22 protein-coding genes, 2 rRNA genes, 1 pseudogene and 2 riboswitches are annotated in these 26421 nt (G+C 70.9%); of the genes and pseudogenes, 7 read left to right on the top strand and 18 right to left on the bottom strand.

Annotation, left to right across the window (positions count from 1 at the left end; all coding sequences use genetic code 11):
• Positions 1-91: 91 nt before the first annotated feature.
• Positions 92-913, bottom strand: coding sequence for a pyridoxine/pyridoxamine 5'-phosphate oxidase (locus tag BM076_RS29345; RefSeq protein ID WP_093716762.1), 822 nt, complete (start codon positions 911-913; stop codon positions 92-94).
• A 96-nt stretch (positions 914-1009) separates the two neighbouring features.
• Here BM076_RS29345 and BM076_RS29340 point away from each other — a divergent pair, with 96 nt between their 5' ends.
• Positions 1010-1552: an HAD domain-containing protein gene (locus BM076_RS29340; protein WP_177246671.1), complete on the top strand. Its 543-nt coding sequence runs from the start codon at positions 1010-1012 to the stop codon at positions 1550-1552.
• A gap of 100 nt (positions 1553-1652) precedes the next feature.
• Here BM076_RS29340 and BM076_RS29335 read toward each other — a convergent pair whose 3' ends face one another.
• The gene (locus tag BM076_RS29335) at positions 1653-3863 is read right to left on the bottom strand and encodes a glycoside hydrolase family 3 N-terminal domain-containing protein (RefSeq protein WP_177246670.1); all 2211 of its coding nucleotides are present in this window, start codon (positions 3861-3863) and stop codon (positions 1653-1655) included.
• 257 nt (positions 3864-4120) lie between these two features.
• Between BM076_RS29335 and BM076_RS29330 the strand changes: the two genes are divergently transcribed.
• Positions 4121-5140, top strand: coding sequence for a LacI family DNA-binding transcriptional regulator (locus tag BM076_RS29330; RefSeq protein ID WP_218160126.1), 1020 nt, complete (start codon positions 4121-4123; stop codon positions 5138-5140).
• A 103-nt stretch (positions 5141-5243) separates the two neighbouring features.
• On the opposite strand, the gene BM076_RS29325 is transcribed toward BM076_RS29330, so the two are convergent.
• Entirely contained in the window at positions 5244-5855 is a 612-nt protein-coding gene (locus tag BM076_RS29325; RefSeq protein ID WP_093716760.1) for a PadR family transcriptional regulator, read from the bottom strand.
• A 135-nt stretch (positions 5856-5990) separates the two neighbouring features.
• Here BM076_RS29325 and BM076_RS29320 point away from each other — a divergent pair.
• A pseudogene (locus BM076_RS29320) lies at positions 5991-6378 on the top strand (PhzF family phenazine biosynthesis protein); the annotation flags it as partial.
• Positions 6379-6499: 121 nt separating this feature from the next.
• On the opposite strand, the gene BM076_RS29315 reads toward BM076_RS29320, so the two are convergent.
• Positions 6500-7285 (bottom strand): CPBP family intramembrane glutamic endopeptidase, encoded by a 786-nt coding sequence (locus BM076_RS29315; RefSeq protein ID WP_245796495.1) that lies wholly within the window; start codon positions 7283-7285, stop codon positions 6500-6502.
• Positions 7286-7405: 120 nt separating this feature from the next.
• On the opposite strand from BM076_RS29315, the gene BM076_RS29310 reads away from it, so the two are divergent.
• The gene (locus tag BM076_RS29310; RefSeq protein ID WP_093716758.1) at positions 7406-9202 is read left to right on the top strand and encodes a substrate-binding and VWA domain-containing protein; all 1797 of its coding nucleotides are present in this window, start codon (positions 7406-7408) and stop codon (positions 9200-9202) included.
• A gap of 3 nt (positions 9203-9205) precedes the next feature.
• Here the strand turns inward: BM076_RS29310 and BM076_RS29305 are convergent, their stop codons facing one another.
• Positions 9206-10696, bottom strand: a complete 1491-nt coding sequence (locus BM076_RS29305; protein WP_093716757.1) for a glutamate--cysteine ligase — start codon at positions 10694-10696, stop codon at positions 9206-9208.
• A gap of 531 nt (positions 10697-11227) precedes the next feature.
• Between BM076_RS29305 and BM076_RS29300 the strand changes: the two genes are divergently transcribed.
• Together BM076_RS29300 and BM076_RS29295 are read left to right on the top strand one after the other, a co-directional pair.
• The gene (locus tag BM076_RS29300; protein WP_093716756.1) at positions 11228-11824 is read left to right on the top strand and encodes a hypothetical protein; all 597 of its coding nucleotides are present in this window, start codon (positions 11228-11230) and stop codon (positions 11822-11824) included.
• Between the two features lie 275 nt (positions 11825-12099).
• Positions 12100-12306: a DUF5999 family protein gene (locus BM076_RS29295; protein ID WP_093716755.1), complete on the top strand. Its 207-nt coding sequence runs from the start codon at positions 12100-12102 to the stop codon at positions 12304-12306.
• Between the two features lie 167 nt (positions 12307-12473).
• Here BM076_RS29295 and gcvP read toward each other — a convergent pair whose 3' ends face one another.
• On the bottom strand, positions 12474-15368 hold the full coding sequence (gcvP, locus tag BM076_RS29290) for an aminomethyl-transferring glycine dehydrogenase (protein WP_093716754.1): 2895 nt from the start codon (positions 15366-15368) through the stop codon (positions 12474-12476).
• Between the two features lie 61 nt (positions 15369-15429).
• A riboswitch (glycine riboswitch) is annotated at positions 15430-15551 on the bottom strand.
• A riboswitch (glycine riboswitch) is annotated at positions 15552-15647 on the bottom strand.
• 124 nt (positions 15648-15771) lie between these two features.
• Here gcvP and BM076_RS29285 point away from each other — a divergent pair.
• Entirely contained in the window at positions 15772-16158 is a 387-nt protein-coding gene (locus BM076_RS29285; RefSeq protein ID WP_093716753.1) for a PRC-barrel domain-containing protein, read from the top strand.
• On the opposite strand, the gene BM076_RS29280 is transcribed toward BM076_RS29285, so the two are convergent.
• The 12 genes from BM076_RS29280 to BM076_RS29225 form a co-directional block, all read right to left on the bottom strand.
• A complete protein-coding gene (locus BM076_RS29280) occupies positions 16065-17528 on the bottom strand; it encodes a DNA polymerase IV (RefSeq protein WP_093716752.1) in 1464 nt (487 codons plus the stop codon). The genes BM076_RS29285 and BM076_RS29280 overlap by 94 nt on opposite strands.
• A gap of 81 nt (positions 17529-17609) precedes the next feature.
• Positions 17610-18158 (bottom strand): MerR family transcriptional regulator, encoded by a 549-nt coding sequence (locus BM076_RS29275; RefSeq protein WP_407640729.1) that lies wholly within the window; start codon positions 18156-18158, stop codon positions 17610-17612.
• Positions 18159-18381: 223 nt separating this feature from the next.
• Positions 18382-18855: a bifunctional nuclease family protein gene (locus BM076_RS29270; RefSeq protein ID WP_093716750.1), complete on the bottom strand. Its 474-nt coding sequence runs from the start codon at positions 18853-18855 to the stop codon at positions 18382-18384.
• 113 nt (positions 18856-18968) lie between these two features.
• Positions 18969-19715 (bottom strand): transcriptional regulator FtsR, encoded by a 747-nt coding sequence (gene ftsR / locus BM076_RS29265; protein WP_093716749.1) that lies wholly within the window; start codon positions 19713-19715, stop codon positions 18969-18971.
• Positions 19716-19786: 71 nt separating this feature from the next.
• Positions 19787-20617, bottom strand: a complete 831-nt coding sequence (locus tag BM076_RS38350; RefSeq protein WP_093716748.1) for an FHA domain-containing protein — start codon at positions 20615-20617, stop codon at positions 19787-19789.
• Positions 20618-20680: 63 nt separating this feature from the next.
• On the bottom strand, positions 20681-21550 hold the full coding sequence (locus BM076_RS29255; protein ID WP_093716747.1) for a DUF881 domain-containing protein: 870 nt from the start codon (positions 21548-21550) through the stop codon (positions 20681-20683).
• Positions 21534-21866 (bottom strand): small basic family protein, encoded by a 333-nt coding sequence (locus tag BM076_RS29250; RefSeq protein WP_033175851.1) that lies wholly within the window; start codon positions 21864-21866, stop codon positions 21534-21536. The genes BM076_RS29255 and BM076_RS29250 overlap by 17 nt, the downstream gene beginning before the upstream one ends.
• Positions 21863-22819 (bottom strand): DUF881 domain-containing protein, encoded by a 957-nt coding sequence (locus tag BM076_RS29245; RefSeq protein WP_177246669.1) that lies wholly within the window; start codon positions 22817-22819, stop codon positions 21863-21865. The genes BM076_RS29250 and BM076_RS29245 overlap by 4 nt, the downstream gene beginning before the upstream one ends.
• A gap of 63 nt (positions 22820-22882) precedes the next feature.
• Entirely contained in the window at positions 22883-25378 is a 2496-nt protein-coding gene (locus BM076_RS29240; protein WP_093716745.1) for a mannose-1-phosphate guanyltransferase, read from the bottom strand.
• A gap of 22 nt (positions 25379-25400) precedes the next feature.
• Complete coding sequence (locus BM076_RS29235; RefSeq protein ID WP_093716744.1) at positions 25401-26009, bottom strand: CDP-alcohol phosphatidyltransferase family protein; 609 nt, start codon at positions 26007-26009, stop codon at positions 25401-25403.
• A 112-nt stretch (positions 26010-26121) separates the two neighbouring features.
• A 5S ribosomal RNA gene (gene rrf, locus BM076_RS29230) occupies positions 26122-26238 on the bottom strand.
• A 78-nt stretch (positions 26239-26316) separates the two neighbouring features.
• A 23S ribosomal RNA gene (locus tag BM076_RS29225) occupies positions 26317-26421 on the bottom strand; the annotation flags it as partial.

The raw sequence follows: 26421 nt of genomic DNA, 5'->3' as shown, positions 1-26421 counted from the left end.
GGTAGCGGCGTGGCGCATCGGCATCCGGGTCCATCCCTGTCTCCGTCCCCGGAGGGGGGCGCCCGGCGCGCGGCTCATCCCCAGGGATGAGTCATGGCCACAGCAAGGTCCGGGTCCAGCCGGCGGCGCCCGGCCCGCCCGCGTCGTCCCGACCGCCCTCGCGTTCCCGTGCCCCGGCCGCCTCGTCCTCACGCGCGTACCGCAGCCGTACGTGGAAGCGCCCGGGGTCGGCCTGGAAGAATTCCGCCTCCTGGGCGCGCAGCCGGTAGACGGTGTGCCCGTCGGGGACGCGCCCGGGTTCCGCAGCCACCAGCGCCTCGGCCTCGGCGCGCGCCCGCTCGTACGCCATCGCGCCGGTCAGCGTCCCGCTCATCGATCCGGTGAAGCCCGCGGCGCGGGACGCCGGGGAGCGGCCGAGGAAGTCGCGGCGGGCGGTCTCCGTGTCCAGCACGTGGACGCGGCCGGACAGCCGGATCTGGCGGCCCTGGGCGGGCCAGTACCAGGTCAGGGCGGCCCGCGGATTCTCCGCGAGGTCGCGGCCCTTGCGGCTGGCCGCGTCCGAGGCGAAGTCGACGGCGCAGGCGGCGGTGTCGATGCCGCGCAGCATGAGGACGCGGGCGCTCGGGGTGCCGTCGGCGGCGGCCGTGGCGAGCGTCATCACATGCGGTTCGGGCACACCGTCGGCCAGCGCCTGCCGCAGCCAGGCGGCCAGCAGCGGGCCGGGGGTGTCCGGCGCGCCGTCCGGGTCGAATTCCGGCAGCGGACCGGCCAGTACGGGCGCGGCCCGCAGCAGGGCGAGCAGGCCGGCGTCGTCGGTGGCGGTACTGTCGGGCCCGGCTCCACCGTCCGGCGCGGCGCCGGACGACGCATCGTCCCCGCCCGCCGGGGTAACCGGACCGTCGTTCTCGTGCATATGTCCTCCCGTCCGACCCGCAACCGTACCGGCCCGCCGCCTCGTCCCTCTCTGGCGACAAGCACCGACCTGCCCCGCCGCCGGGGAAGGAGTTCCATGGCCCGCCCGCTGCTCTTCCTCGATGTCGACGGTGTGCTCAATCCGGTGCTGCCGTCACCGGATTTCGCCGCACACGACATCCTGGCCTCCACGGTGCTGCTGTCCGCGCGGCACGGCGCGTGGTTGCGCGAACTGGCCGATGTCTACGACCTCGTCTGGGCGACCACCTGGGAGCACGAGGCCAACCGGCACATATCCCCGCGGCTGGGGCTGCCGCAGTTACCCGTGGTGGAGATCGCCGGTTATCTGCCGCTGCCGGGCGATCCGGTGCTGCGGGAGGCGGAGCGGTATTCGGCGCGCAAGTGGGCGCCGATCCTGCGGCACGCGGCGGGGCGGCCGTTCGCCTGGACCGACGACATGATCCCGCGCCGGCTGGTCCGCCAGGCCCGGTACCGCACGGACCGGCTGCTGCTGCCGGTGAATCCGGCGCACGGCCTGCCGCGCGCGCATGTGAACCGGCTGCTGGCCACTCCCCCGACGGCGCCGCGCAGCAGCGGCCGTCCGCCGCACCCGCCGTATCTGACGGCCCATCAGAACTGAGTGCCGCGCCCCCCCGGTCGCACGGACGGACGCCGGGCCGCGAACGGAAGTGACCCGTCCGCGGCCCGGCGCCGTCATCCGTGCGGTGGTGCTCCGGCGGTCAGCGGATCGTCACCGCCGCGGTCTTGTCGCCGGCGGTGAAGACGTAGTCGCCGCGCTCGACCTGCTGCTTGCCCGCGCCGTCGATGTCGCCCGGGGTGACGGCCAGCCGGCTCGGCGGGACGTCGAGCGAGACGGTGCGGGACTGCCCGGCCTTCAGGTGCACCTTGGTGAAGGCGACCAGCCTGCGGGACGGCGAGAGCACATCGCTCGACGGCCGCGACACGTACACCGGCACGACCAGGTCGCCGTCGCGGTTCCCGGAGTTGGACACCTTCACCGTGAGGTGGACGGTGTCCCGGGTCCGCGAGGTGGCGGAGCGGGCCTTGACCGAGTCGAAGGCGTAGGTGGTGTAGGACAGGCCGGCGCCGAAGGGGTAGGCGGCGTCCACGAAGGACTCAGGTCCCGCGTTGGTGCCGGGCAGCTGCTGGTAGTACATCGGCTCGTTGCCGATGTCCTTGGGCCAGGTGGCGTTCAGCCGGCCGCTCGGGTTGACCTTGCCGAAGAGGATGTCGGCGACCGCGTTGCCGCCCTCGGTGCCGGGCAGCCAGGACATCAGCAGGCCCTGGGTGCCGTCCGCGTCGCCGAGGACCAGCGGGCGCCCGGCGAGCACCACGGTGACCACCGGCTTGCCGGTCGCCTTCAGTGCCTTCACCAGGGCCACCTGGTCCGCGCTCAGTTCGGGGCGCGGGCTGTCGGCGCTGCCTTCGGCCGCCGCCTTCTCGCCGACGACCACGACGGTCAGATCGGCGTCCGCGGCCTGGGCCACCGCGTCGTCCGCGGTCGTGGCCTGCACCACCCGCGTGCCGGAGGGCGCGGCCTTCTTGATGCCCTGGAGCACGGTGGTGCCCGGCAGCGTCACACCGTCCGGGACGCCCTGCCAGCCGACGGTCCAGCCGCCGACCTGGTCGTTGATGTCATCGGCGTAGGAGCCCGCGACCACGATCTTCTTGGCCGAGGAGGAGATCGGCAGCACATCGCCGTCGTTGCGCAGCAGCACCTGCGACTCGTCGGCGGCCTGGCGCGCCAGCGCGGTGTCGGCGCCGATCACCCGGCTGTCGGCCTTGGAGGCGTCGACGTAGGGGTGCTCGAACAGGCCGAGGTCGAACTTCATCTTCAGGATGCGCGCCACCGACTGGTCGATGCGCTTCTCGGTGACCAGTCCGCGCTGGACGGCGGTCCTCAGCCCGTCGCTCCAGCCCTGCGCGTCGTACGGCTCCATCGCCATGTCCAGGCCCGCGTTGACGGCCTTGGCGATGGCCTCGGGGTAGTCGGCCGCGATGTGGTACGAATTCTGCAGCGCCACGACATCGGCCCAGTCGCTGACCTCGACGCCGTCCCAGCCCCACTTCTTGCGCAGCACATCGGTGAGCAGGTAGTGCGAGGCGGTCGCCGGGATGCCGTTGATGGCACCGGAGTTGACCATGACGGACTGCGCGCCCGCGTCGATCGCCTGCTTGTACGAGGGCAGCAGCGTGTCCTGGAGGTAGCGGATCGAGACGTCGCCGGGCACCCGGTCGTGGCCGTTGCCGGGCTCGCCGTAGCCGCCGAAGTGCTTGACGGTCGCGGCGACCTGCTTGGCGCCCTTGGCGTCCTGGATGCCCTCGACGGCGGAGGCGGCGAGCGTGCCGGCGAGCAGCGGGTCCTCGCCGAACGTCTCGTAGTAGCGGCCCCAGCGCTGGTCGCGGGCGATGTCGGTGACGGGCGCGAAATTCCAGTCGATGCCGGTGGCGGCGACGGCCTTGGCGGTGGACGCGCCGGCGTCGCCGACCAGGTCCGGGTCCCAGGTCGAGCCCATGCCGATCTCCTGCGGGAAGATCGTGGCGCCCAGGACGTTGTTGTGGCCGTGCACGGCGTCCACCCCGTAGATGATCGGGATGTGCAGCCGCGAATTGTCGATGGCGTACTTCTGGACGGTGTTGACCATCTTCGCCCAGTTCTCCGGCGTGTTCACCGATGGGCCCGCGCCGCCGCCGGACAGCACGGATCCGGCCGCGTTGTCGACGAGCACCTTCTTCAGGCAGGCCGGGGTGAATTCGCCGCCGCTCCATTCGCAGTCGCCCTGCATTCTGACCACGGAGATCTGGTCCATCTGACCAATTTTCTCGGCCAGTGTCATACGCTTGAGCAGATCCTTCACCCGCACGTCGACCGGCGCTTTCGCGTTGGTGTAGGTGGGATTGTCCCCGGCCTCGGCCGGTACGGAAGCCACCGCAGCGATGCACGCGGCGGCGGTGGCGAGTGTCAGAATGCCTCTGAGGCGTATGCGTCGTCGTGCGTTCGTAGGCATCGCAGGCGTCCCGTTCCTGTCGGGGTCCTGGCGGGTCACCAGGACCTAGTGCCGTAAACGTTTCCGATCGGCCGGAAGTCTGTCCTCACGATGACTGATCGTCAAGACTGTACGCAGGAGTCACCTTTCGCCCGCCCTACGTTTCCACGTTGTTCCCCCCGCGCAGAATCAGGTACGCCGTGAACATTCGTGAACTCGCCCGCCGCAGCGGCGTGTCGACCGCCACCGTGTCCCGGGCACTCAACGACCGGGCCGAGGTGAGCGAGGCCACCCGCGCCCGCATCCGGCAGCTGGCGAGCGAGCTGGGCTACGCGCCCAACGAGCCCGCCCGCACGCTGGTCAGGCGCCGTTCCGACACCATCGGGCTGATCTGGGACAGCGGGCAGGAGGCGCAAGGACTCCACAACCCTTTTCTGCTCGGGCTGCTGAGCGCGGTGCGCACCGCGCTGTCGGAGGCCGACTATCACCTGATGCTGCTGACCGCCCCGGGGCCGGACGATCCGGACGCGGCGCATCTCCAGGCGGTGCGGCGGCACAATCTCGAAGGCGTCATCGTCCTCACCACCCCGCCGGACGACCGCTGTCTGCGGGTGCTGGCCGCCTCGGCCGTGCCCTGCGCGGGGATCGACACCGCGTTCACCGGGCCGCGTACGGTCCGCGTCAGCTCGGACAACGCGGCGGGTGCCGAAGCGGCGGTGGAGCATCTGTACGCGCTGGGCCACCGCAGGATCGCCACCATCACCGGGCCGCTGCACCTGCCGCCGGCCGCCGAGCGGCTGGCGGGTTACCAGCGGGCCTGCGCTCGGCTGGGACTTCCGGTGCCGCCGTCGTACGTCACCGAGGGCGACTTCTTCCTCGACAGCGGGGTGGCGGCGGGCCGCCGGCTGCTCGCGGTGGCCGAGCGGCCGACCGCGATCTTCGCGGCGGGTGACCAGATGGCGGTCGGCGCGATGCACGCAGCGGCCGACGCCGGTCTGTCCGTACCCCGGGATCTGGCGGTGGTCGGCTTCGACGACATCGACGCCGCCGCGCTGGTGCGCCCGGCGCTGTCCACGGTCGCGCAGGACCAGCGCGGGCTCGGGGAGGCGGCCGTCGCGGCGCTGCGCGGGCTGATCGACGCGGCCCCGGTCGACACCGCGGAGCCGCGGATCATCCCGACCCGCCTGCTGATACGCGGATCGAGCCGGCCCGGGGCGTGATACGCCCGGACCGGCTCGTCGTCCGTGCAGGTGTCGGTGCCACCGTCCGCGTCACGGGCCGCGCCGGTACGGAACCGGCCGCCCCCGGGGCGCTCGCGGCGCGTCACTCCTTGGTGAGGTCGGTGACGTCCTCGTCGGCGAGGATCAGGTAGAGCTTCTTGCGGGCGTCGTTGACCACGCCCAGCGCCTTCTCGCGCTGCTCGGGCGTGCCGGTGGCCCATACCTGGCGGAACGCCTCGATGAGACCGCCGCCCGCCTTCCTGATCTCGTTCATGGCATCCCAGTCGACGCCGCGGCCGGCGTCCTCCCAGGGTGCCTCGGGGCCCGCGTCGGCCTCGGTGCGGCCGCTGTCGGTGAGCGTGAACAGCTTCTTGCCGCCCTCGCTCGCGCTGCTGATCAGGCCCTCGTCCTCCAGCAGCTGAAGCGTCGGGTACACCGAGCCGGGGCTCGGCTTCCACGCGCCGCCGCTGCGGTCGGCGATCTCCTGGATCATCTCGTAGCCGTGCATCGGCCGGTCCTTGAGCAGGGCCAGGATCGAGGCACGTACGTCGCCCCTCCTCGCCCTCCCCCGCGGTCCGCCGCGCCCGCGCCCGCCGGGCCCGAAGGGTCCGCCGCCGAAGGGCGGTCCGAACGGTCCGAAGGCCGAGCGGCGCTCGTCGCGCTCACCCCATCCGCGGTGGCCGTGCTGTCCGTGGTCGTGTCCGTGGGAACGCATGATGGCGCTCCTTTCGTTCGTCGAGTCATTACACATCGCTGATCGTTCGCGATGGCTCAACGATATATCGGAACCTTTCGGATGACAACCACATCCGACAACACGCCTCCGACCTGGGGGCCTACGCTCGCGATCATGCGCATCCGTATCGTCGACGCCTTCACCCACCGCCCGTTCTCGGGCAACCCGGCGGGGGTGCTGCTGATCGACGCGGAAGGATTCCCGCCCGACGGCTGGCTCCAACAGGTCGCGGCAGAGCGGCGCGATCACACTCGACTTCCCGGCCGCGCCACTGCCCCCGGTGGCGGCGCCCGACGGCGTCGCCGACGCGCTGGGGGCCGAGCCGCTGAGCGTGCTGGACACCGGTTCCGACTGCGGCGACCTGCTGATCGAGGTCGCCGACGAACGGACCGTCCGCGCCCTCGCGCCCGATTTCGCGGCGCTCGCCCGGCACTCACGGCGCGGGGTGATCGCGACCGCGGGCGCCGCCGATCCCACGAGCGATTACGACTTCGTCTCCCGCGGCTGCTGGGCGACAGGGTGCTGCTGACCGGTTCCGCGGTCACGGTGGTGGACGGCGAACTGCACGCGGTGCCGTGGCCGCCCGCGTCGCGAGAGGTTCGTGAGCCGTGGGCCCAGGGGCCTCATCCCGTCGGCAGCCAGCCCACCTTTCCGGCCAGCAGGGCGTATCCGACGAAGGCGACCGTGTCGATGAGGGAGTGGGCGGCGACCAGTGGGCCGACGCGGCCCCAGCGGCGGTAGAGCAGGACGAAGACGACGCCCATCACCATGTTGCCGACGAAGCCGCCGACGCCCTGGTAGAGGTGGTAGGAGCCGCGCAGCAGGGCGCTGGCGGCCAGCGCGGCGTTGGGGCTCCAGCCCAACTGACCCAGGCGCCGCAGGAAGTAGCCGACGACGATGACTTCCTCGAGCACGGCGTTCTGGATCGCGGAGGCGATCAGGACCGGGATCTTCCACCAGACGTCGGGGAGGGACTCGGGGACGACGGTCAGGTTGAAGCCGGCGGCGCGGACGCCGAGGTAGAAGGCGAGGCCGGTGCCGCCGATGACGGCGGCGACCGCGGCGCCCCTGGCGAGGTCGAGACGGGGCCTGGTGAGGTCGAAGCCGATCGCGGGCATCCCGACCCGCTCGCGCGCGAGCAGATGGGCGACCAGGGCCACCGGAGCGAGCGCGGTGGCGATCGAGAAGACCTGCCAGGCCAGATCCAGCCACGGCCGGCCCGGCGCCTGGGAGCCGACGAGGGTGGCCGCCTGGTCCTTGAGCGCACCGGGCCGGGTGACCGAGCCGATGAAGTCGATGAGTGCGGAGACCCCGCTGGCCCCCAGCGACAGCGCCAGCACGATCAGGGTCTCGCTGCGCAGTGTGCGCCGCTCGAACCCCGCCTCCACCTCGTATGACTCTGTGTGCACGCGGACCTCCATTTACGTCATCCCGCTTCAGCGCCGTCCGCGCGTGGCTATGGTCTCCGGCAAAGATTACGAAGGACGGGCTCGACTGTTCGTAGCCACCCCAGGAGAGGCACTGGAGCGATGGGCCGTCACCGCATTGCGCATGGCCGGGAATCGGCGGTGGGTCCGCGTCCCGCGCGGTCCCGGCGCCGTGCCACCGCAGCCGCCACGGCTCTGGTGATCGCGGCGGGAGGCGGCGCCTTCGCGGCGCTGCGCGGCGGGCTGCTGCCGCTCGGCGGCGCGTGCCGGGACGGTACGGTCCGGATCGCCGCGGTCGCGTCGCCCGACATCGCGCCCGCGCTCACGGCGGTGGCGGACCGGGCGCGCCAGGAGCACGACACGACCGACGGCCGGTGCCTGGACGTCCGCGTCACCGCCCGGCCCTCGGCCGATGTGGCCGCCGAACTGATCGACAATTCCCAGAAGCCGGATTTCGCGGTGTGGGTGCCGGACGACAGCCTCTGGGTCGACCAGGCGACGGCGACCGGCAGCGCGCGGTCGCTGACGAAGCTGCGGTCGGTCGCCACGTCCCCTGTCGTGGTCGGCGCGCTGGAGGCACAGGCGAGGACGCTGGGCTGGCCGAAGAAGACGTACACCTGGGCGGAGCTGGCGGGGGTCGCCGCCAGCCGGCCGGATCTGCGGTTCGGTACGGCGGACCCGGCGCGCAACGCCAGCGGCATGCTGGCGCTCGCGATGATCAACGAGTCGATCGCGCGGGCCGGGGCGCGCACCCACCAGGACACCGACACCCAATCGGGGGCGGCGGCGAAGGCGCTCGCGCAGCGCACCCGGCCGAGCGACGCCGAGGTGGTGGCCACGCTGCCCCGCGGCACCACGTCGGCCGAGCTGAAGGACCCGGCGCACAGCCAGGCGGTGATCCTCTCCGAGCAGGCGGCCTACACGCACAACGGCGGGTCGGCGCCCCCGGTGCGGCTGTTCTATCCGTCCGACGGCGCGGCGACGCTGGACTATCCGTACACCATGGTCGACGACCTGCATCTGAGCACCGACCAGGGCCGGGCCGCGGCCCGTTTCCTGACCTTGCTGGGCGGCGACGAGGGCACGCAGACGCTCGCGGACGCGGGCTTCCGTACGCCGGGCGCCGTACCGGACACCGGTCCGGTCCAGCGGGCCGGCGGCCGTACCCCGCAGCCGGTCGCCGCCTCGCCCGCCCCCTCCCCGTCAGGACCCGAACTGCAGAAGCTGCGGCTGCTGTGGCAGATCACGGTGCAGAGCGCCCGGATCACCACGGTGGTCGACGTGTCCGGGTCGATGGGCACGGTGGTGACGGGCGCGGGCGGCAAGTCGCGGCTGGACATCACCAAGGAGTCGCTGCGGCAGGCGCTGTCGCAGTTCACCCCGCAGGACGAGATCGGGCTGTGGCGTTTTTCCACCCGGCTCGACGGCGACCACGACTACCAAGAGGTGGTGCCGACCGGCCGGCTCGGTGACACCGTCGCCACCGGCACGACACGCCGCCAACGTCTGGACACCGCTTTCCGCGACCTCCAGCCGGTGCCGGACGGCTCCACCGGGCTGTACGACACGGCCCTCGCGGTCTACCGGAACGCCGTCGGGTCGTACCGCGACGGCAAGTTCAACGCGGTGGTGATCCTGACCGACGGCGCCAACGAGGACCCGGGCAGCATCTCGCTCGGCGCGCTCGAGTCGAAGCTGAAGTCGCTGGACGATCCCGCGCACCCGGTGCCGCTGATCGCCATCGCCGTCGGGCCGAACGCCGACAAGGCGGCCTGCGACCGTATCGCGCGGTCCACCGGCGGCGCCGCCTACCAGGTCAACGATCCCTCGGAGATCCAGTCGGTGCTGCTCAAGGCCGTCGTGGCCGCGGCCACCAACGCGGCGGCGAAGGCGCCCTGAGCCTCAGCCCACCTCCCAGGCGTGCACCGGCTCGCCGGCCAGCATGAGTTCGCGGTAGCGCTGGGTCATCGCGGCCAGCGCGGGACGCCGGTCGAGGCCGCGGTCGAGCATCCGGTGGAAGACCGCCGACTGCCATTCGGCGCCGTTGGTACGGCGCAGGCAGCGCTGTTCGATGATGCCGAGGAAGTGGTCGCGGTCGACGGCCTCGATGCCCCAGGCGTCGAGGCCGGCCGCGGCCAGCGGCAGCAGCTCGTCGAGGACCAGTTCCGCCGCGGGTGTCTCCGTCAGGGCGCCGCCGCGGCCGCGCGGCCACTGGAGCACCGCGTTGATGCCGTCGCGGCAGGACGCCTCGAAGTTGGCCGCGGCGGCGGCGAAGGGCAGCTTCTGCCAGACCGGGCGGGACGCCTCGGCGAGCGCGCGGACCAGCCCGTAGTAGAAGGCGGCGTTGGCGACGACATCGGCGACGGTCGGCCCCGCGGGCATCGCCCGGTTCTCCACGCGCAGGTGCGGCACTCCGTCGACCACGTCGTACACGGGGCGGTTCCAGCGGTAGATCGTGCCGTTGTGCAGGGTCAGTTCGCGCAGCCGCGGCACTCCCCCGTCCTCCAGCACCGCCAGCGGGTCCTCCTCGTCGCAGATCGGCAGCAGCGAGGGGAAGTACCGTACGTTCTCCGCGAAGAGGTCGGCGGCCGAGTCGATCCAGCGTTCGCCGAACCAGGTGATGGGCCGCATGCCCTGGGCGATGAGTTCCTGGGGGCGCACATCGGTGGCCTGGAGGAAGAGGGGGGCGCGCGTCTCGCGCCACAGCTCACGGCCGAACAGGAACGGCGAGTTGGCACCGACCGCGACCTGCGGCCCGGACAGCACCTGAGCGGCGTTCCACACGTCGGCGAAGCGGCCCGGGGTGACCTGGAGGTGCATCTGGGTGGAGGTGCAGGCGGCCTCGGGCGCGATGGAGGACGAGGTGTAGAGCAGGTGCTCGGGGCCGTCGATGTCGAGGGTGATGTCCTCGCCGCGCATCGCGAGAATCCGGTCGTTGAGGAGGGTGTAGCGGTCGGCGCGGGAGAGGTTGGCGGAGACCAGGTCCTGCGCTTCCAGGGTGGGCAGAATTCCCACCATCACGATGTGCGCGCCGACCTCGCCGGCCATCCGGTCGGCATAGCCGAGGCCGATCCGCAGTTCCTCGGCGAGCCGGTCGAGGACCCGGCCGGAAATCCGGTGCGGCGCAATATTTACTTCAATATTGAACTGGGCCAGCTCGGTCTGGAAATCCCGGCTCGCGATGCGCTCGAGCACCTCTTCGTTCATCATGCGCGGCAGACCGTCGGAATCCGCGAGATTCAATTCGATCTCCAGGCCCATGAGATTGCGCGGCCGGTCGAATCGCTTCTCGTCCAACAGCCGCTCCAGCCCCACGAGGCACTGCTGGAGCTTGTGCCGGTACAGCCTGCGGTCCGCCAGACCGAAGCCGTTGGCGACGACCTTCTCCCCCATCGAAGCGTCCCTCCTCGAGCGGGTACTCACCGGAGGATGCCCACCCAAATGATCGATAACGCCACGACGGACGGATGTCTCCCGCTAGGCTGTGGGCAGCGCCTAACAGGGTCGGTTCCGCTGGCACATACCGGCGGCATACGGAACCGCGGGCACCGCGTTAAGACCTCGTGAATACGGACGGCGGGATCCAGCCGTCCGTGGCGGGCAGAATTTTCCGCCGCACACCGCGCACCCTGCATGAATGCTTCGGGGGCCGTCGCAGAAGAAGGCGAATTCTCGTCTTGCGCGTAATACTGGCTGCGACTAGACGAAACACGGAGCGAACACCCGTCGTATAAACTCCGCGAACAAGGCAAAGCATCCGCTCTCGCCGGACGCGCCTGAACTGCTTCTCTTCACTCCCTCACGCGCCGTCCGCACCCCCGCAGCCCCACCCCCGTAGCACCGCCGCCGGAGCCGTCGGCACCCCGCACGCTCCGGTACCCCCGTCACCCCGCACCACTGTGTCTCCCAGTGAGAGGCGACATCATGCCGCTGCTTGTTCCCCCAGCACCCGCTCCCGCCCTGCGGAGCATCCTGGCCGCGCTCAGTTCACCCACCGCGGTCCAGGAGGCCCGGACGCCGGCGCTGCGCAACGCCGAAGGGCCGCTGACGGCCGAACACCCGTTGCCGGTCCATGTGTTCGAGCCCGCCGAGGTCCCCGGTGGTCTGCCGCGGGCCCGATTGACCGGCTGGCGGTTCCATATCCTCGCGGGCGGCTGGCCACAGCAGACCGTCGCGGCGGGCGAGACGGTGGCGACGGCCGACGGCTGGGTGTTCTCGCGCTTCTCCGAGGGGCCGTTCCTAGCCTCCACCGAGCGGGCGCTGCGCCAGGGGGAAACGCTGCCGGCCACGTACCAGCCGCATCTGTTGTCGGTGCCCGGCCTGTACATGCTGGCGCTGTGGCTGCACTGCGATCCGCGGGCCGACGCCGCGACGGCCCAGCCCACCCCGGCCGACGTCCTGGTGCCGCTGGCGCCGGCGCCCCCAGGGATCGCCTCGCACCGGCTGCACCGGCTGTCGGAGCTGATGCCGCTGCTGTCGGTCCGTACGGCGCCGCCGCCGCTGCTGGGGTCGCCCGCCTGACGGGTCCGTCCGCCTCTCCCGCATGCCCCCGTGCGCCGTCCGGCGCACGGGGGCATCGCGCTGTCCGCGAGCGCGCCGGGAGCCCTCCGCGGCCCGCAACCGTCCGGCGGAGTGACGCGTCTTGACAGCAAAGGGATTGCCTGCGGGAAATCCCTGCGGATCGTCGTCCGGAGAGCAACACTGGGAACGGCCGTACCGACGGGGGAACGGATATGCACCAGTCAAGCAGCGCAGTCATCCGCACCACTCACCTCTCGCAGCGAAAGACACCATCCATGTGCCAGCACCAGCCCCAATGCCCCACCGCGGAGTGCCCCGACCGTGAGGCCGCGCACACCCTGGCCCACCACCCGGAGCAGGGCTGGAGCCTGCTGTGCAACGGCGTGCTTCTCTTCGAGGACACCGGCGAACTGCTGCCCGACGGGCAGATCATCGCCCCGCACCGCCCGCTGGGCACCGAACAGATCACCACCGCGGCCTGACCGGTACGGGGTCGCCCGCACACGAGACCGCACAGCGGCGCACGCCACCGCACGGGAGATCACCGCACGGCACGTCACCGCACACATAAAGCCGGTTCCACTGCTGACAGCGGAACCGGCTTCGTCATGTGCGGAATCGGTGCGGCCTCACGGAGCGGCCGGCCGCCTCAGCTCTCGTACGCGTCCGGCGGCGGGCAGGAGCAGACCAGATTCCGGTCGCCGAAAGCACCGTCGATCCGCCGCACCGGCGGCCAGTACTTGTCGGCCGCGCTCACCCCGGCGGGGAAGACCGCCTCCTCGCGGCTGTACGGGTGCGACCAGTCGCCGCCCAGCGCCGCCGCGGTGTGCGGGGCGCCCCGCAGCGGATTGTCGTCGGCCGGCCAGTCGCCCGCGCCGACCCGGTCGATCTCACCGCGGATCGCGATCATCGCGTCGCAGAAGCGGTCCAGCTCCGCGAGGTCCTCGCTCTCGGTCGGCTCGATCATCAGTGTGCCGGCCACCGGGAAGGACATCGTCGGCGCGTGGAAGCCGTAGTCGATCAGCCGCTTGGCGATGTCGTCGACGCTGACGCCGGTCTCCTTGCTGACCGGCCGCAGGTCGATGATGCACTCGTGCGCGACGAGCCCGCCGGGGCCGGTGTAGAGCACCGGGAAGTGCGGTTCCAGCCGCTTGGCCACGTAGTTGGCGCCCAGCACCGCCATCTGGGTGGCGGCCTTGAGCCCCTCGGCGCCCATCAGCCGGACGTACGTCCAGGAGATCGGCAGGATGCCCGCCGAGCCCCAGGGTGCGCCGGAGACCGGTCCGACGCCGGTGGCCGGGCCCGCGGTGGGCTGGAGCGGGTGGTTGGGCAGGTACGGGGCCAGGTGCGCGCGGACCGCGACCGGGCCGACGCCGGGACCGCCGCCGCCGTGCGGGATGCAGAAGGTCTTGTGCAGGTTCAGGTGCGAGACGTCGGCGCCGAAGCGGCCGGGCCGGGCGAGGCCGACCAGCGCGTTGAGATTGGCGCCGTCCACGTACACCTGGCCGCCGGCGTCGTGCACGGCCGCGCAGATGTCGGTGATGTTGTCCTCGAACACGCCGTGCGTGGACGGGTAGGTGACCATCAGGACGGCGAGCTGCTCGCGGTGCTGCTCGATCTTGGCGTGCAGGTCGGCGACGTCCACGTCGCCGTTCTCACCGGTCTTCACCACGACGACCTTCATGCCCGCCATCACGGCGCTCGCGGCGTTGGTGCCGTGCGCGGAGGACGGGATCAGGCAGACCGTACGGCCGGTGTCGCCGTTGGCCCGGTGGTAGGCGCGGACCGCCAGCAGCCCGGCCAGTTCGCCCTGCGAGCCCGCGTTGGGCTGGAGGCTGACCTTGTCGTAGCCGGTGACCTCGGCGAGCTGGTCCTCCAGGCCGTGGATCAGCGCGAGGTAGCCCTCGGCCTGGTCGACCGGCGCGAAGGGGTGCAGGGCGCCGAATTCGGGCCAGGTGACCGGCTCCATCTCGGTGGTGGCGTTGAGCTTCATGGTGCACGAGCCGAGCGGGATCATGCCGCGGTCGAGCGCGTAGTCGCGGTCGGCGAGCCGCCGCAGATAGCGCAGCATGGCCGTCTCGCTGCGGTGCTCGTGGAAGACCGGGTGGGTCAGATACGCGTCGGTGCGCAGCAGTCCGGCCGGCAGCGCGTCCTCGGTGTCCGCGTCCAGCGCGTCGAGGTCGGCGCTCTCGCCGGGGATGCCGAACGCGTCGAGCACGGCGGCGACCGCGGCCCGGTTCGTCGTCTCGTCGCAGGCGATACCGACCAGGTCCGCGTCGGTCTGCCGCAGATTGACGCCGGTCGCGCGGGCGGCGGCGACCACGTCGGCGGCGCGTCCGGGCACCCGGGCGGTGAGGGTGTCGAAGTAGCCGTCGTGCACGATCTCGACGCCGCCGGACCGCAGGCCGGCGGCGAGCACCGCGGCGTAGCGGTGGGTGCGGCGGGCGATCCCCGCGAGCCCGTCGGGGCCGTGGTAGACCGCGTACATCCCGGCCATCACGGCGAGCAGCACCTGCGCGGTGCAGATGTTGCTGGTCGCCTTCTCGCGGCGGATGTGCTGCTCGCGGGTCTGCAGCGCCAGGCGGTACGCCTTGTCGCCGTCCGCGTCGACGGACACGCCGACGAGCCGGCCGGGCAGATTGCGGGCGTAGGACTCGCGGACGGCCATGTAGCCGGCGTGCGGGCCGCCGAAGCCCATCGGGACGCCGAACCGCTGTGTGGTGCCCACCGCGATGTCCGCGCCCAGCTCGCCGGGCGAGGTGAGCAGGGTCAGCGCGAGCAGGTCGGCCGCGACAGTGACGACCGCGCCCAGTTCGTGCGCGCGCTCGACGACCGGGCGCAGGTCGCGGACCGCGCCGGAGGCGCCCGGATACTGCAGCAGCACACCGAACACGCCGCGCTCGGCGATCTCCGCGGGGATGCCGTCGGACAGGTCGGCGACGACGACCTCGACACCGGTCGGCTCGGCGCGGGTCTCGATCACCGCGACGGTCTGCGGGAAGGTGTCGGCGTCGACCAGGAAGACGCCCTGCTTGACCTTGCCGACCCGGCGGGACAGTGCCATCGCCTCGGCCGCCGCGGTGCTCTCGTCCAGCAGCGAGGCGCCGGAGGTGGGCAGTCCGGTGAGGTCGGCGACGACGGTCTGGAAATTCAGCAGCGCTTCGAGGCGCCCCTGCGAGATCTCCGGCTGGTACGGCGTGTAGGCCGTGTACCAGGACGGGTTCTCCATGACATTGCGCAGGATGACCGGCGGGGTGAAGGTGCCGTAGTAGCCGAGGCCGATCATCGGGGTCAGCACCTGATTGCGGTCGGCCAGCGCGCGCAGCTCGGCCAGCGCCTCCGCCTCGGTGCGGGCCGCGGGCAGCGCCAGGGCCTGCGCGCTGCGGATGGTGTCGGGCACGGCCGCGTCGGTGAGGTCGTCCAGCGAGCCGTAGCCGACCTGGGCGAGCATCTTCGCCTGCGCCGCGGCGTCGGGGCCGATGTGGCGCCTGGCGAACGGCATGCCCGCTTCCAGCTCGGCGAGGGGAATGCGAGGGGACGTCATCTGCGGAGGCCTCCTGGTCTGCGACGACCTTCGGGGGTGCCGCGGCGCGGACACCCGTACGGCCTCCCCCTCTGTCATCAGAACCTGAGAGCTTCACCGCCCCGGCGGGGGGCGGCTTGCACCGTCGGTGAGGGCCCGCTCCGGAATCCGGCTCCCGGTGCGTGTCCTGCTTTCCAGAGTGACCTCGTCCGTGCGGTACGGATGCCTGAGAGATTCCGGGGAGGATTTGCTCCTTCGGCGCCTCCGACACCTTCTCGGAAGCTCTCCCGCACGGGGTCGACAGCCGTTCACCAGCCTACCGTGCCGACTCCCCGAGTCGACACGGGGGAAAATGTGCCTTTGGCTGGTGTCCAGCAGTCCGGGCGGCGGTGCCGCCCGGCCGTCGTCGTTGGTTGGAGGGACCGTGCAGACCGACATCGATCCGCGCAGCCTGATCGGCCGCCGTGTCTTCGACCATGACGGTACGAAGATCGGCACGGTGGACGAGGTGTATCTCGACGACGCCACCGGCATACCCGAGTGGGCGGCCGTCAGAACCGGGTTGTTCACCCGCGACGCGTTCGTGCCGCTGGAGCCCAGTGAGGTCGTCGACGACGAACTGCGGGTGCCGTACAAGAAGGCGCTGATCAGGGACGCGCCGGACTTCGGCGTCGGGCGGCACCTGTCCCCCGAGCAGGAGTTGCAGCTCTACCACCACTACGGGATGGACGTGCCGACGTCCGCCTCCGAGCCGGCGCCAGGTGCGGTCCCGGCCGACCGGGACTTCGGGCGGCTGGCCGGCGAGGACTGAGCCGCCGCCCCGCCCGTCACCTCTTCCGCTTCACTCTCCTGGCCGCCGCCCGCCGTCAACGGCAGCGGATCGCGGTGCGCCAGCGCCGGATCGTCCACCGGGAAGGTCCGCACCCGCCCCGGCACGGTGTCCGAGGGCACCTCGAACCGCACGGTGACCCGCCCCACCCCGCTGCCCTGCACCCAGCCCGAGCCGTACGTCTCGTGCTCCACGTCCTGGCCCGGCCACCAGAGCCGGGCCCGCGCGGGCGCCGGCGGCGGTGTGGCGGGCAGTTCCTCGGGGGCCTGTTCGCCCTCCGCCCGCTCCTCCGCCGCGTGCGCGAACAGATCCTCCTGCGTGAAGTCGGCGAGGCCCGCCACGCCCACCCCGAGCAGCCGCACACCGCCGGTGGTGTCGACGGCCTCCACCAGCCGCCTGGCGGTCTCCCGTACGACGCCGGGGTCGTCGGTCGGGGCGCGCAGTGTCTCGGAGCGGGTGAGCGTCGAGAAGTCGTACCGCCGCACCTTGACGACCACGGTGCGGCCGGAGCGGCCGGCGCCGCGCAGCCGCTGCACACAGCGCTCGGCGAGCCGGTCGATCTCGTAGCGCACATGGGCGCGGTCGGTGAGGTCGGCGTCGAAGGTGTCCTCCACCGAGATGGACTTCACGTCGCGGTCGGCGACCACCGGCCGGCTGTCCTGGCCCGCGGCCATCGCGTGCAGTCCCGAGCCGTGCGCCTTGCCCAGCAGCCGGACCAGCTCCGGCTCGCCGGCCTGCACGATCTCGCCGACCGTGGTGATGCCCGCGCGCCGCAGGTGCTCAGCGGTGGCGGGTCCGACCCCGGGCAGGGTGCGGACCGGCATCGGTTCGAGCAGCGCGCGTTCCGTACCGGGCTCGACGACGACCAGGCCGTCCGGCTTGGCCTGTTCCGAGGCGATCTTCGCCAGCAGTTTCGACCCGGCCAGGCCCACCGAGGCGGTCAGGCCGGTCGCGGCGCGGATCTCGGCGCGCAGTCGGCGGGCGGCCCCGCGCGGATCGTCCGCCAATTCGCCCGCCTCCAGGTCGAGGAACGCCTCGTCCAGGCTGAGCGGTTCTATCAGCGGTGACACCTCGTGCAGCAGCGCCATCACCGTCTCGCTGATCTGCCGGTAGATGCCGAAGCGCGGCACGAGATAGGCGGCGTTGGGGCTGAGCCGCCGCGCGTGCGCCATGGCCATCGCGGAGTGGACGCCGTGCACGCGTGCCTCGTAGGACGCGGTCGACACGACGCCGCGGGGGCCGAGGCCGCCGACCACCACCGGCTTGCCCCGCAGGCTCGGCTTCGACGCCTGTTCGACCGCGGCGAAGAACGCGTCCATGTCCAGGTGCAGGATCGTCGGCGTACTTCTCACAACTACCGATCGTGCCGCACACCACCGACAAATGCCGTACACGTGTACGGCACGTCGGCGGCGGAGTCCCCCGGCAGGCCCTCAGCCCGCCCGGTTGCGCCGCCGTGCCAGCTCGTCGGCCGGATTGTCGCCGACCAGGGTCTCGCCGGTGTCGACGCGTTCGCCGTGCATCTGGGACAGCGAACTCTCCACGTCCCGCCAGACGACACCCACGGCGATCCCGAAGACGCCCTGGCCGCCCTGGAGCAGGTCGACCACCTCGTCGGGCGAGGTGCACTCGTAGACCGTGGCGCCGTCGCTCATCAGCGTCATCCGGGCCAGTTCGGTCGGCCCGACCGAGCGCAGGTGCCGTACCGCCGTCCGGATGTTCTGCAGCGAGACGCCGGTGTCCAGCAGCCGCTTCACTATCTTCAGGACGACGACGTCACGGAAGCTGTAGAGCCGCTGGGTGCCGGAGCCGTAGGCCGGGCGGACGCTGGGTTCGACCAGGCCGGTACGCGCCCAGTAGTCGAGCTGCCGGTAGGTGATGCCGGTCGCGGCGCATGCGGTGGGCCCGCGGTAGCCGATCTGCTCGGGCGGTACGTCCTGTGCCGCCCCGCCGCCGGCCGTGTCACCCGTCGCGCGGGCCAGTGCCCCCTGGGTCGGGTACGGGCCGCCGGTCACCAGACCGTCGCCGGTGCTTCTCACGCCGCCCTCCGTCCCTTCGCGTCCCGGGGCCACGCGCACGTGCCATCGGGACTTTCCACTCCGAAGGTAGGCAGTCGCCAGGGGTGCGTCAACGATCGCCACACTCGGCACGCCGAGTGAAATTCACCCCACGAGTGGTTTCGCGTGTCCCCGATTCGGGAACGGCTCACTGGTTGCTCGTGCCGAAGTCCTCGGGCGAGATCTGGTCGAGGAACTCGCGGAACTTCTCCACCTCGTCCTCCTGCTCGTCCGGGATGGCGATCCCGGCGTCGTCGAGCACCCCGTCACTGCCGTAGATCGGCGTTCCGGTGCGCAGCGCGAGCGCTATGGCGTCGGACGGACGGGCGCTGACCTCCACGCCGCTGGCGAACACCAGCTCGGCGTAGAAGACGCCGTCCCGCAGGTCGGTGATGCGGACCTCGGTGAGGGTCTGTCCGACCGCTTCGAGTACGTCCTTGAAGAGGTCATGGGTGAGCGGTCGCGCAGGCGTCATGCCCTGCTGCGCGAAGGCGATGGCCGTCGCCTCCCCCGGCCCGATCCAGATGGGCAGGTACCGGTCGCCTCCCACTTCACGCAGGAGCACGATCGGTTGATTGGAGGGCATTTCGACCCGGACACCCACAACGTCGAGCTCGTTCACACAGCAACCCTAGGACGTGCCCGCCGGGTTTGGGTAGTCGGGCACCCCTTGGGCCGGACTTCCACAGCTTCGAACACCGCTTCGCGGCGGCCGGAAAAGGCCGGAAACACCGGTCAGAGCAGCTTGACCCGCAGCGCCGACTGCACCATCGCGGCATGCAGCCGTACGGAGAGCGCGGCCAGCTCCCGGGCGGTGACCTCGGCATGTGTCCTGGTCTGCGGATTGCGGTGCAGGCGCAGCGGCGCCACGACCTGCTCCACCAGGCCCGCCTCACGGTCCGCGGCGGCCTTCACGGCCCGCAAATGGCGCGGTTCGAGCCCGAATCGGCCGAGATCGACGATGAGCCGCCCGATGTTCACCGTTTCGGCGTCATAGCCGCCGTCCCGGCCCGCCTCGACCAGCCCGTAGGACTCCCACTGGTCCAGCTCCTCGCCGTCGGCCCCGGTCGCGGCCAGCAGCTCGGCGCGGCCGATCCGCAGCTCGGCGGGCGTCTCGGGCTCGATGCCGCCGTCCGTGAGCAGGTCGTGCCCGTCGCGCGGCTCCGCGGGCCCGGGCAGCGGTACGTGCTCGCCCCGGTCGAGGGCGTCCAGGTGTTCCCTGATCACCCGCAACGGCAGGTAGTGGTCGCGCTGCACCCGCAGGACGTAGGCGAGCCGCTCGACGTCGCGGGCCGCGAATTTGCGGTATCCCGACGGGGTGCGCTGCGGCTCGACCAGACCCTCGGCCTCCAGGAAACGGATCTTGGAGATGGTGACCTCGGGAAATTCGTCCTGGAGCTGCCCCAGGACGGCGCCAATGCTCAGCAGCGCACTGTCGCCGGTGGCGGTGCCGTCCCCGGCACCGCCCTGCGTTCTCGGCATGGACACCTTCTTCGATCTCCCCGGACCCGGTCCGGGGGTAAAAGGGGTCCTTCCCCGGCGGTCCCGGGGAGTCAGATCCCCCGCTGGCTCGCGTAGAACACCAACCGGTACTTGCCGATCTGGACCTCGTCGCCATTGGCGAGCGGCACGGAGTCGATCCGCTCCCGGTTGACGTACGTCCCGTTGAGGCTGCCGACGTCGGAGACGGTGAAACCGCCGTCGGGGCCGCGCCGGAACTCCACATGGCGCCGGGAGACGGTGACGTCGTCCAGGAAGATGTCGCTCTGCGGGTGCCGGCCGGCCGTGGTGATCTCACCGTCCAGCAGGAAGCGACTGCCCGAATTCGGTCCCCTGCGGACGATCAGCAGCGCCGAGCCGATCGGCAGGGCGTCCACCGCCGACTGCGCCTCGGACGACAGCGACGGCATCACATGCTGACCGGTGGCCTCCGCCTCGTACGCCTCCAGGCCCGAGATGGAGATGGTGGAGGTGGTCTCCGACGCCCGTTCCTGCCCGCCGCCGGCGGCACGCAGCGGCGCACCGCAGTTGGAGCAGAAGCGGCTCGCCTCCGCGTTCGTGTGCCCGCACCTCGTACAGACCGGCAAGCCGAACCCTCCACCCGGGGTTGAGGTTGATGGTTCCCCGAAACCTATGCGGCCGGACGACGCAGGGTCAACAGGCGCCACGCCGGGGCCGGACGAATAATCGCCGCCGCCGTACTGCTCCTCGTTGCGGAACAGCGGGCGGTCGCCGGGCTGGGCGTCCTCCCCGAGGTTCCGCGGAGCGCGGTGCCGCGCCGTCGCCGGGTCACCACCCGACTGCCGCGCGCTCTTGCCGAAAAACTTCCCAAACAACTTCACGGGCGATTCCCCTTGAAAGAAACAGACCCGCCCGTGGGGCAGGACGAACCCTCGCTACACACAGTTTCCCTCACACAACACCCCACTGATGCCCCGGACCCCGTCTCACTGGGATGACGACCGAGCGTAGTCAGGCTGCTTCGACGGCCGCAAGGCGGACACAACGATCTTCTGCGACCTGACCACATCGGCCGTGGCCTGCTCCTTCTCCAGCGTCTGCACCACCCCGCCAGGGATGTTCAGCGCCGGCTCCAGATCCTGCGGGTTTCCGATCACCTTGAACTCGTACGGCTGCGCGACCTTGTGGCCGTCGATCAGCACCCCGTCCGCACCCTCGGTGAAGTACGTGTCGGCGACGACCCGTACGTCGTTGATCTGGATCGCCTCCGCTCCGGCCGCCCGCAGTTCCTGGAGGGTGTCCAGCAGCGAGTCGGCCTCCACACCGCCCTTGGGGTCGGTGATCGTCAGCGTGATGCCCGGGCCCTGGGCGGCCACCGTGCCCGCCAGGACGCCGAGCTGCTGGGCCTTGGCCTGGGTCTGCTTGAGCGCCTCGGCAGCCTGGTTCGAGCTGGTCTCCAGTTCGGAGCGCTGGCTCTCCAGGCCGCGCTTCTCGTCCTCGAGCCGCTGGGTGCGGTTGTCCAGCTCGGTGAGGATGCGCACCAGGTCCTCCTTGCGCGCGCCGCGCAGCGCCCCGCCGCTGTCGCTGGTGGAGCTGACCTGGATCGCCAGACCGAGGCCGAGCACGAACAGCAGGACGGCGACGGTCAGCTGGGCGCGCGAGAGCCGCGGCGGCCACAACCCGGCCACCAGGCGCTGCCGGCCGGTGACGGGCGGGGCGGCATGCTCGTGCGCCCGGTGCTCGTGCGGCGTCGTACCGTCCGTGCTGCCCGGTGTGGCGCCGTCCGTGCTGCCCGGTGCCGTGTTCTCCGGCTCTTCCCGCTCGTCGCTCATGCCGTCGTCACGCCCGGAAGACATGGCGGCGGATGGCCGCGGCGTTGGAGAAGATCCGGATGCCGAGCACGACCACCACGCCGGTGGACAGCTGCGCGCCCACGCCGAGCTTGTCGCCGAGGAAGACGATCAGCGCGGCCACCACGACGTTGGACAGGAAGGACACCACGAAGACCTTGTCGTCGAAGATCCCGTCGAGCATGGCCCGCAGGCCGCCGAAGACCGCGTCGAGCGCGGCGACGACGGCGATCGGCAGATAGGGCTCGACCCCGGTCGGCACCACGGGTCGGACCACGAGCCCGACCACGACTCCCACGACGAGGCCCAGTACGGCGATCACTTCGCACCCTTCCCTGTTGTGGCCTGCCCTGTGGCGGCCGAGTCCGTCGTCTGCCGGTCGGTGACCGGTTTGGCGTACCGCACGATCAGACTGGGCGCCGCGGCCAGCCGCAGACTCTTCTGGACGGAGATGCTGGTGCGGATGCCGTAGTCCTGCTGCAGTACGTGCAGATACTGGCCGTCCGCGCTGTCCTGGAACGCCGTGCTCAACCGCTCCCCGTCCCCGATCGCCAGCACCGTGTACGGCGGCGCCAGTGGCTTGTTGTCGACCAGTATGGCGTCACCGGCGGCCCGGATCGCGGACAGCGCGGTGAGCCGCTGGCCGTTCACCGTGATCGCCTCGGCGCCGGAGGACCACAGGCCGTTCACCACGCGCTGCATGTCGCGGTCGCGGACCCGCCCGGTGTCGGAGAAGCCGCTGCTCTCCCGCGGGCCGCCGGTGCCCCCTTCGGAGGCTTCCTTGGCGTCGTCCACGACCAGCCGCACCCCCGGGCCCTCGACCGGTGTGGCACCGGCCAGCAGCTCCACGAGAGCCGTGCTGTCGCCGCCGTGGTCCTCCAGGGCGGCCCGCTGTTCCGCGGCGACCGTGTCGCGCAGGCTGTCGACGTTGTCCTGGAGCTTGTCGGCGCTGTCGGTCCCGGACTTCACCTGATCGATCAGTTTCTGCCGTTCCTTGGCCTCGGTGGGCGCGGCGACCCGGGTCTGGGCGGCGCCCACCGTGACGACGATCGCGGCCAGTACGAGGCCGGCCGCCAGGCCCAGCTTCCCGCCGAGCCGCTTGGGCAGCCGGGAGGTGCCGACCTCCCCGCGGCGCGCGGCGGCCTCGGCGTATCCGTCGTCGAGGCTGTGCTCCATGACGTTGGTGAGCAGCGACATCGAGGCGTCGGGACGCCGCCGGGCAGCCCCTGTGAGGGGGCTGCTCCGATCGGGTTGCTGCTGCGGCATGCCGCACATCGTCGCACGTCGGGGCCGCCACACTCGAACGGCCCCCTCACGGCGCGCCGTTCGGGCGCGCAATCAGCTTCCGGCGCTCTCCACGACCTCCGACCACTCGTCCAGCAGCGCCTGCGCCGAGGTGTCGTCGGGGCCTTCCGCCCACAGGTGCGTGACGGCTTCCGCGGGGTCGGGCAGCACCATCACCCAGCGCCCGTCGGCCTCCACGACGCGTACGCCGTCGGTGGTGTCCACCGAGCGGTCGCCGGCCTCCTCGACCACGCGCCGCATGACGGAGCCCTTCACCGCCCACGGCGTCGGCACGTCGCGCTTGATGACGTGCGCCCGCGGGATCCGGGCGTCGATCTGGCTGAGGGTCAGCTGTGTACGCGCCACGAGTCCGATCAGCCGGACGAAGGCGGCCGATCCGTCGAAGACGCTGCTGAACTCCGGGACGATGAAGCCGCCGCGCCCGTCGCCGCCGAAGATGGTGCCCTCGGCGCGGCCGACCCGGGTGAGGTCGTCGGGCGACGTCGTCGTCCACTCCACCTGGGTGCCGTGGTAGGCGGCGACCTGCTCGCCGATCCGCGTCGTCGTGACGGGCAGCGCCACCCGGCCGCTGCGGCGCTCGGCGGCGACCAGGTCGAGCATCACCAGCAGGGCGCGGTCGTCCTCGATGATCCGGCCCTGCTCGTCCACCAGGGACAGCCGTTCGCCGACCGAGTCGAAGCGGACGCCGAAGGCGGCGCGCGCGGACGCGACGATCTCGCCGAGCCGTACGAGCCCGGCCCTGCGGCTCTCGGTGGTCTCGGTCGGCCGTGCCTCGTCCAGGCCGGGGTTGACGGTCAGGGCGTCGACGCCGAGCCTGCCGAGCAGGCTGGGCAGGACCAGTCCCGCGCTGCCGTTGGCGGCGTCGACCACGACCTTCAGGCCGGCGTCGGCGATCCCCGAGGTGTCCACCGCGCGCAGCAGCGCACCGGTGTAGGAGTCGAAGACGGTCGCCGGGAAGTGCAGGTCGCCGATCTCGCCCGGGAACGCCCTGCGGTACTCCTGGCGGGCGAAGACCCGGTCGAGCTTGCGCTGGGCGCCGGCCGACAGGTCCGCACCCCGCTCGTCGAAGAACATGATGTCGAGCGAGTCCGGCCGGCCGGGCGAGGTGCGGATCATGATGCCGCCCTCGCTGCCGCGCGCGGTCTGCTGCCGCGCCACGGGCATCGGCACGTTCTCCAGGTCGCGGACGTCGATGGCGCTCGTCTGGAGCGCCGAGATCACCGCGCGCTTGAGCGCCCGCGCGCCGCGCGAGTGGTCGCGGGCCGTGGTGACGGTCGCGCCCTTCTTCAGCGTCGTCGCGTACGCGCCCGCCAGCCGTACGGCCAGCTCGGGTGTGATCTCCACATTGAGGATGCCGGACACGCCGCGCGCGCCGAACAGGTGTGCCTGGCCGCGTGATTCCCAGATGACCGAGGTGTTGACGAAGGCGCCGGCCTCGATGGTCTTGAACGGATAGACGCGTACGTTGCCGGCGATGTTGGATTCCTCGCCGATGAGGCACTCGTCGCCGATGACCGCGCCGTCGTCGATCCGTGCCGCGCGCATCACATCGGTGTTCTTGCCGATGACGCAGCCGCGGAGATTGGTCTGCTGCCCGATGTAGACGTTGTCGTGGATGACGGCCTTGTGGAGGAACGCGCCGGTCTTCACGACCACGTTGGAGCCGATGACGCTGTGCTCGCGGATCTCGGCGCCCGCTTCGACCTTCGCGTAGTCACCGATGAACAGCGGTCCGCGCAGGACGGCGTCGGGGTGTACGTCCGCGCCCTCGGCGACCCATACGCCCGGGGAGATCTCGAAGCCGTCGATGTCGACGTCGACCTTGCCCTCCAGGACGTCGGCCTGGGCCTTCACATAGCTCTCGTGGGTGCCGACGTCCTCCCAGTAGCCCTCGGCGATGAAGCCGTAGACGGGCTTGCCCTCCTTCATCAGCTGCGGGAAGACATCGCCGGACCAGTCGACGGACACGTCGGCCTGGACGTAGTCGAAGACCTCGGGCTCCATCACATAAATGCCGGTGTTCACCGTGTCGGAGAACACCTGGCCCCAGGTGGGCTTCTCCAGGAAGCGTTCGACGCGTCCCTCGTCGTCCACGATGGTGATGCCGAATTCCAGCGGGTTGGGGACCCGGGTCAGGCAGACCGTGACCATGGCTCCCTTCTCCTTGTGGAATTCGATCAGCTCGGTGAGGTCGAAGTCCGTCAGGGCGTCGCCGGAGATCACCAGGAAGGAGTCGTCCTTCAGGGCCTCCTCGGCGTTCTTGACGCTGCCGGCCGTCCCCAGCGGCTTTTCCTCGTTGGCGTAGGTGAGCTCCATTCCGAATTCCTCGCCGTCCCCGAAGTAATTCTTCACCAGGGAGGCCAGGAACTGGACCGTCACCACCGTCTCGGTGAGGCCATGCCGCTTCAGCAATGTCAAAACGTGCTGCATGATGGGGCGGTTCACCACCGGCAGCAGAGGTTTGGGCATGCTCGAGGTCATTGGGCGAAGGCGAGTGCCTTCACCGCCGGCCATGACAACCGCCTTCATGTCGGAACGTCCTCCTCGTGACTCAGTCAGCCGTGGTGTCCGCCCGGACAAGTCGGCGGACCTGCACCACATAGAGGATCCCTGCCCACCAGTACAGGGTTGTACCCCAACCTGCGAACGCCCAGCCGAAAACAGACGCCAGCGTCGCGAGCCATCCACTACCGTCGCTCAGCAGGAGCAGCGGAAAGGCGTACATAAGGTTGAAGGTAGCCGCTTTCCCGATGAAGTTCACCTGGGGAGGTCCGTACCCGTGCCTCCGCAGAATCAGCAGCATCACGGCCATCATGGCTTCGCGGGCCAGCAACAGAACAGTTACCCAGAGTGGGAGGATGTCGCGCCAGGTGAGGCCCACCAGGGTGGACAGTACAAAGAGCCGGTCCGCGGCGGGATCGAGAACCCGGCCGAGGCTGCTGATCTGATTCCAGCGGCGCGCCAGCTTGCCGTCCAGATAGTCGCTGACGCCGCTCAGGGCGAGTACGAGCAGGGCCCAGCCGTCGGCCTTGGGTCCGTCGAACTCGGGCCACAGAATCAGCCACAGGAACACCGGTACGCCCACCAGCCGGCCCATACTCAGGATGTTCGGGATCGTGAAGATCCGATCCGTTTGCACCCTTGTCTCCTGGACCTCCACCGGGCCCCTCCTGTATGTATGTCCGGACGTTCCGGGCAGACTCTACCCCAGACGCAAAAGAGGCCCGGTCCCGGATCCCTGAAGATCCGAGGCCGGGCCTCTGACAAGAATTGTTCGGCGGTGTCCTACTCTCCCACAGAGTCCCCTCTGCAGTACCATCGGCGCTGAAAGGCTTAGCTTCCGGGTTCGGAATGTAACCGGGCGTTTCCCTCACGCTATGACCACCGAAACACCATGAAACACACACCCGCCCCAAGGGGACAGGTGGGCTGGTTGTTTCAGAACCACACAGTGAACGCGAGCAACAATGGACAAGCCCTCGGCCTATTAGTACCAGTCAGCTCCACCCCTCACAGGGCTTCCACATCTGGCCTATCAACCCAGTCGTCTACTGGGAGCCTTAACCCCTCAA

Origin of the sequence: Actinacidiphila alni (assembly GCF_900112845.1) — a bacterium.
GTDB classification, from domain to species: Bacteria; Actinomycetota; Actinomycetes; order Streptomycetales; family Streptomycetaceae; genus Actinacidiphila; species Actinacidiphila alni.
Note: the sequence above shows the minus strand (reverse complement) of the source record. Positions and strands in the feature narration are given on the sequence as shown.

Excerpts from the sequence above, each read along its gene's own strand:
- BM076_RS29310 (WP_093716758.1), top strand. The coding sequence starts at position 7,406 with ATGGGCCGTCACCGCATTGCGCATGGCCGGGAATCGGCGGTGGGTCCG.
- BM076_RS29325 (WP_093716760.1), bottom strand. The coding sequence starts at position 5,855 with ATGCGTTCCCACGGACACGACCACGGACAGCACGGCCACCGCGGATGG.
- BM076_RS29340 (WP_177246671.1), top strand. The coding sequence starts at position 1,010 with ATGGCCCGCCCGCTGCTCTTCCTCGATGTCGACGGTGTGCTCAATCCG.
- gcvP (WP_093716754.1), bottom strand. The coding sequence starts at position 15,368 with ATGACGTCCCCTCGCATTCCCCTCGCCGAGCTGGAAGCGGGCATGCCG.
- BM076_RS29305 (WP_093716757.1), bottom strand. The coding sequence starts at position 10,696 with ATGGGGGAGAAGGTCGTCGCCAACGGCTTCGGTCTGGCGGACCGCAGG.
- BM076_RS29345 (WP_093716762.1), bottom strand. The coding sequence starts at position 913 with ATGCACGAGAACGACGGTCCGGTTACCCCGGCGGGCGGGGACGATGCG.
- BM076_RS29245 (WP_177246669.1), bottom strand. The coding sequence starts at position 22,819 with ATGTGCGGCATGCCGCAGCAGCAACCCGATCGGAGCAGCCCCCTCACA.
- BM076_RS29295 (WP_093716755.1), top strand. The coding sequence starts at position 12,100 with ATGTGCCAGCACCAGCCCCAATGCCCCACCGCGGAGTGCCCCGACCGT.
- ftsR (WP_093716749.1), bottom strand. The coding sequence starts at position 19,715 with ATGCCGAGAACGCAGGGCGGTGCCGGGGACGGCACCGCCACCGGCGAC.
- BM076_RS29240 (WP_093716745.1), bottom strand. The coding sequence starts at position 25,378 with ATGAAGGCGGTTGTCATGGCCGGCGGTGAAGGCACTCGCCTTCGCCCA.
- BM076_RS29255 (WP_093716747.1), bottom strand. The coding sequence starts at position 21,550 with ATGTCTTCCGGGCGTGACGACGGCATGAGCGACGAGCGGGAAGAGCCG.
- BM076_RS29300 (WP_093716756.1), top strand. The coding sequence starts at position 11,228 with ATGCCGCTGCTTGTTCCCCCAGCACCCGCTCCCGCCCTGCGGAGCATC.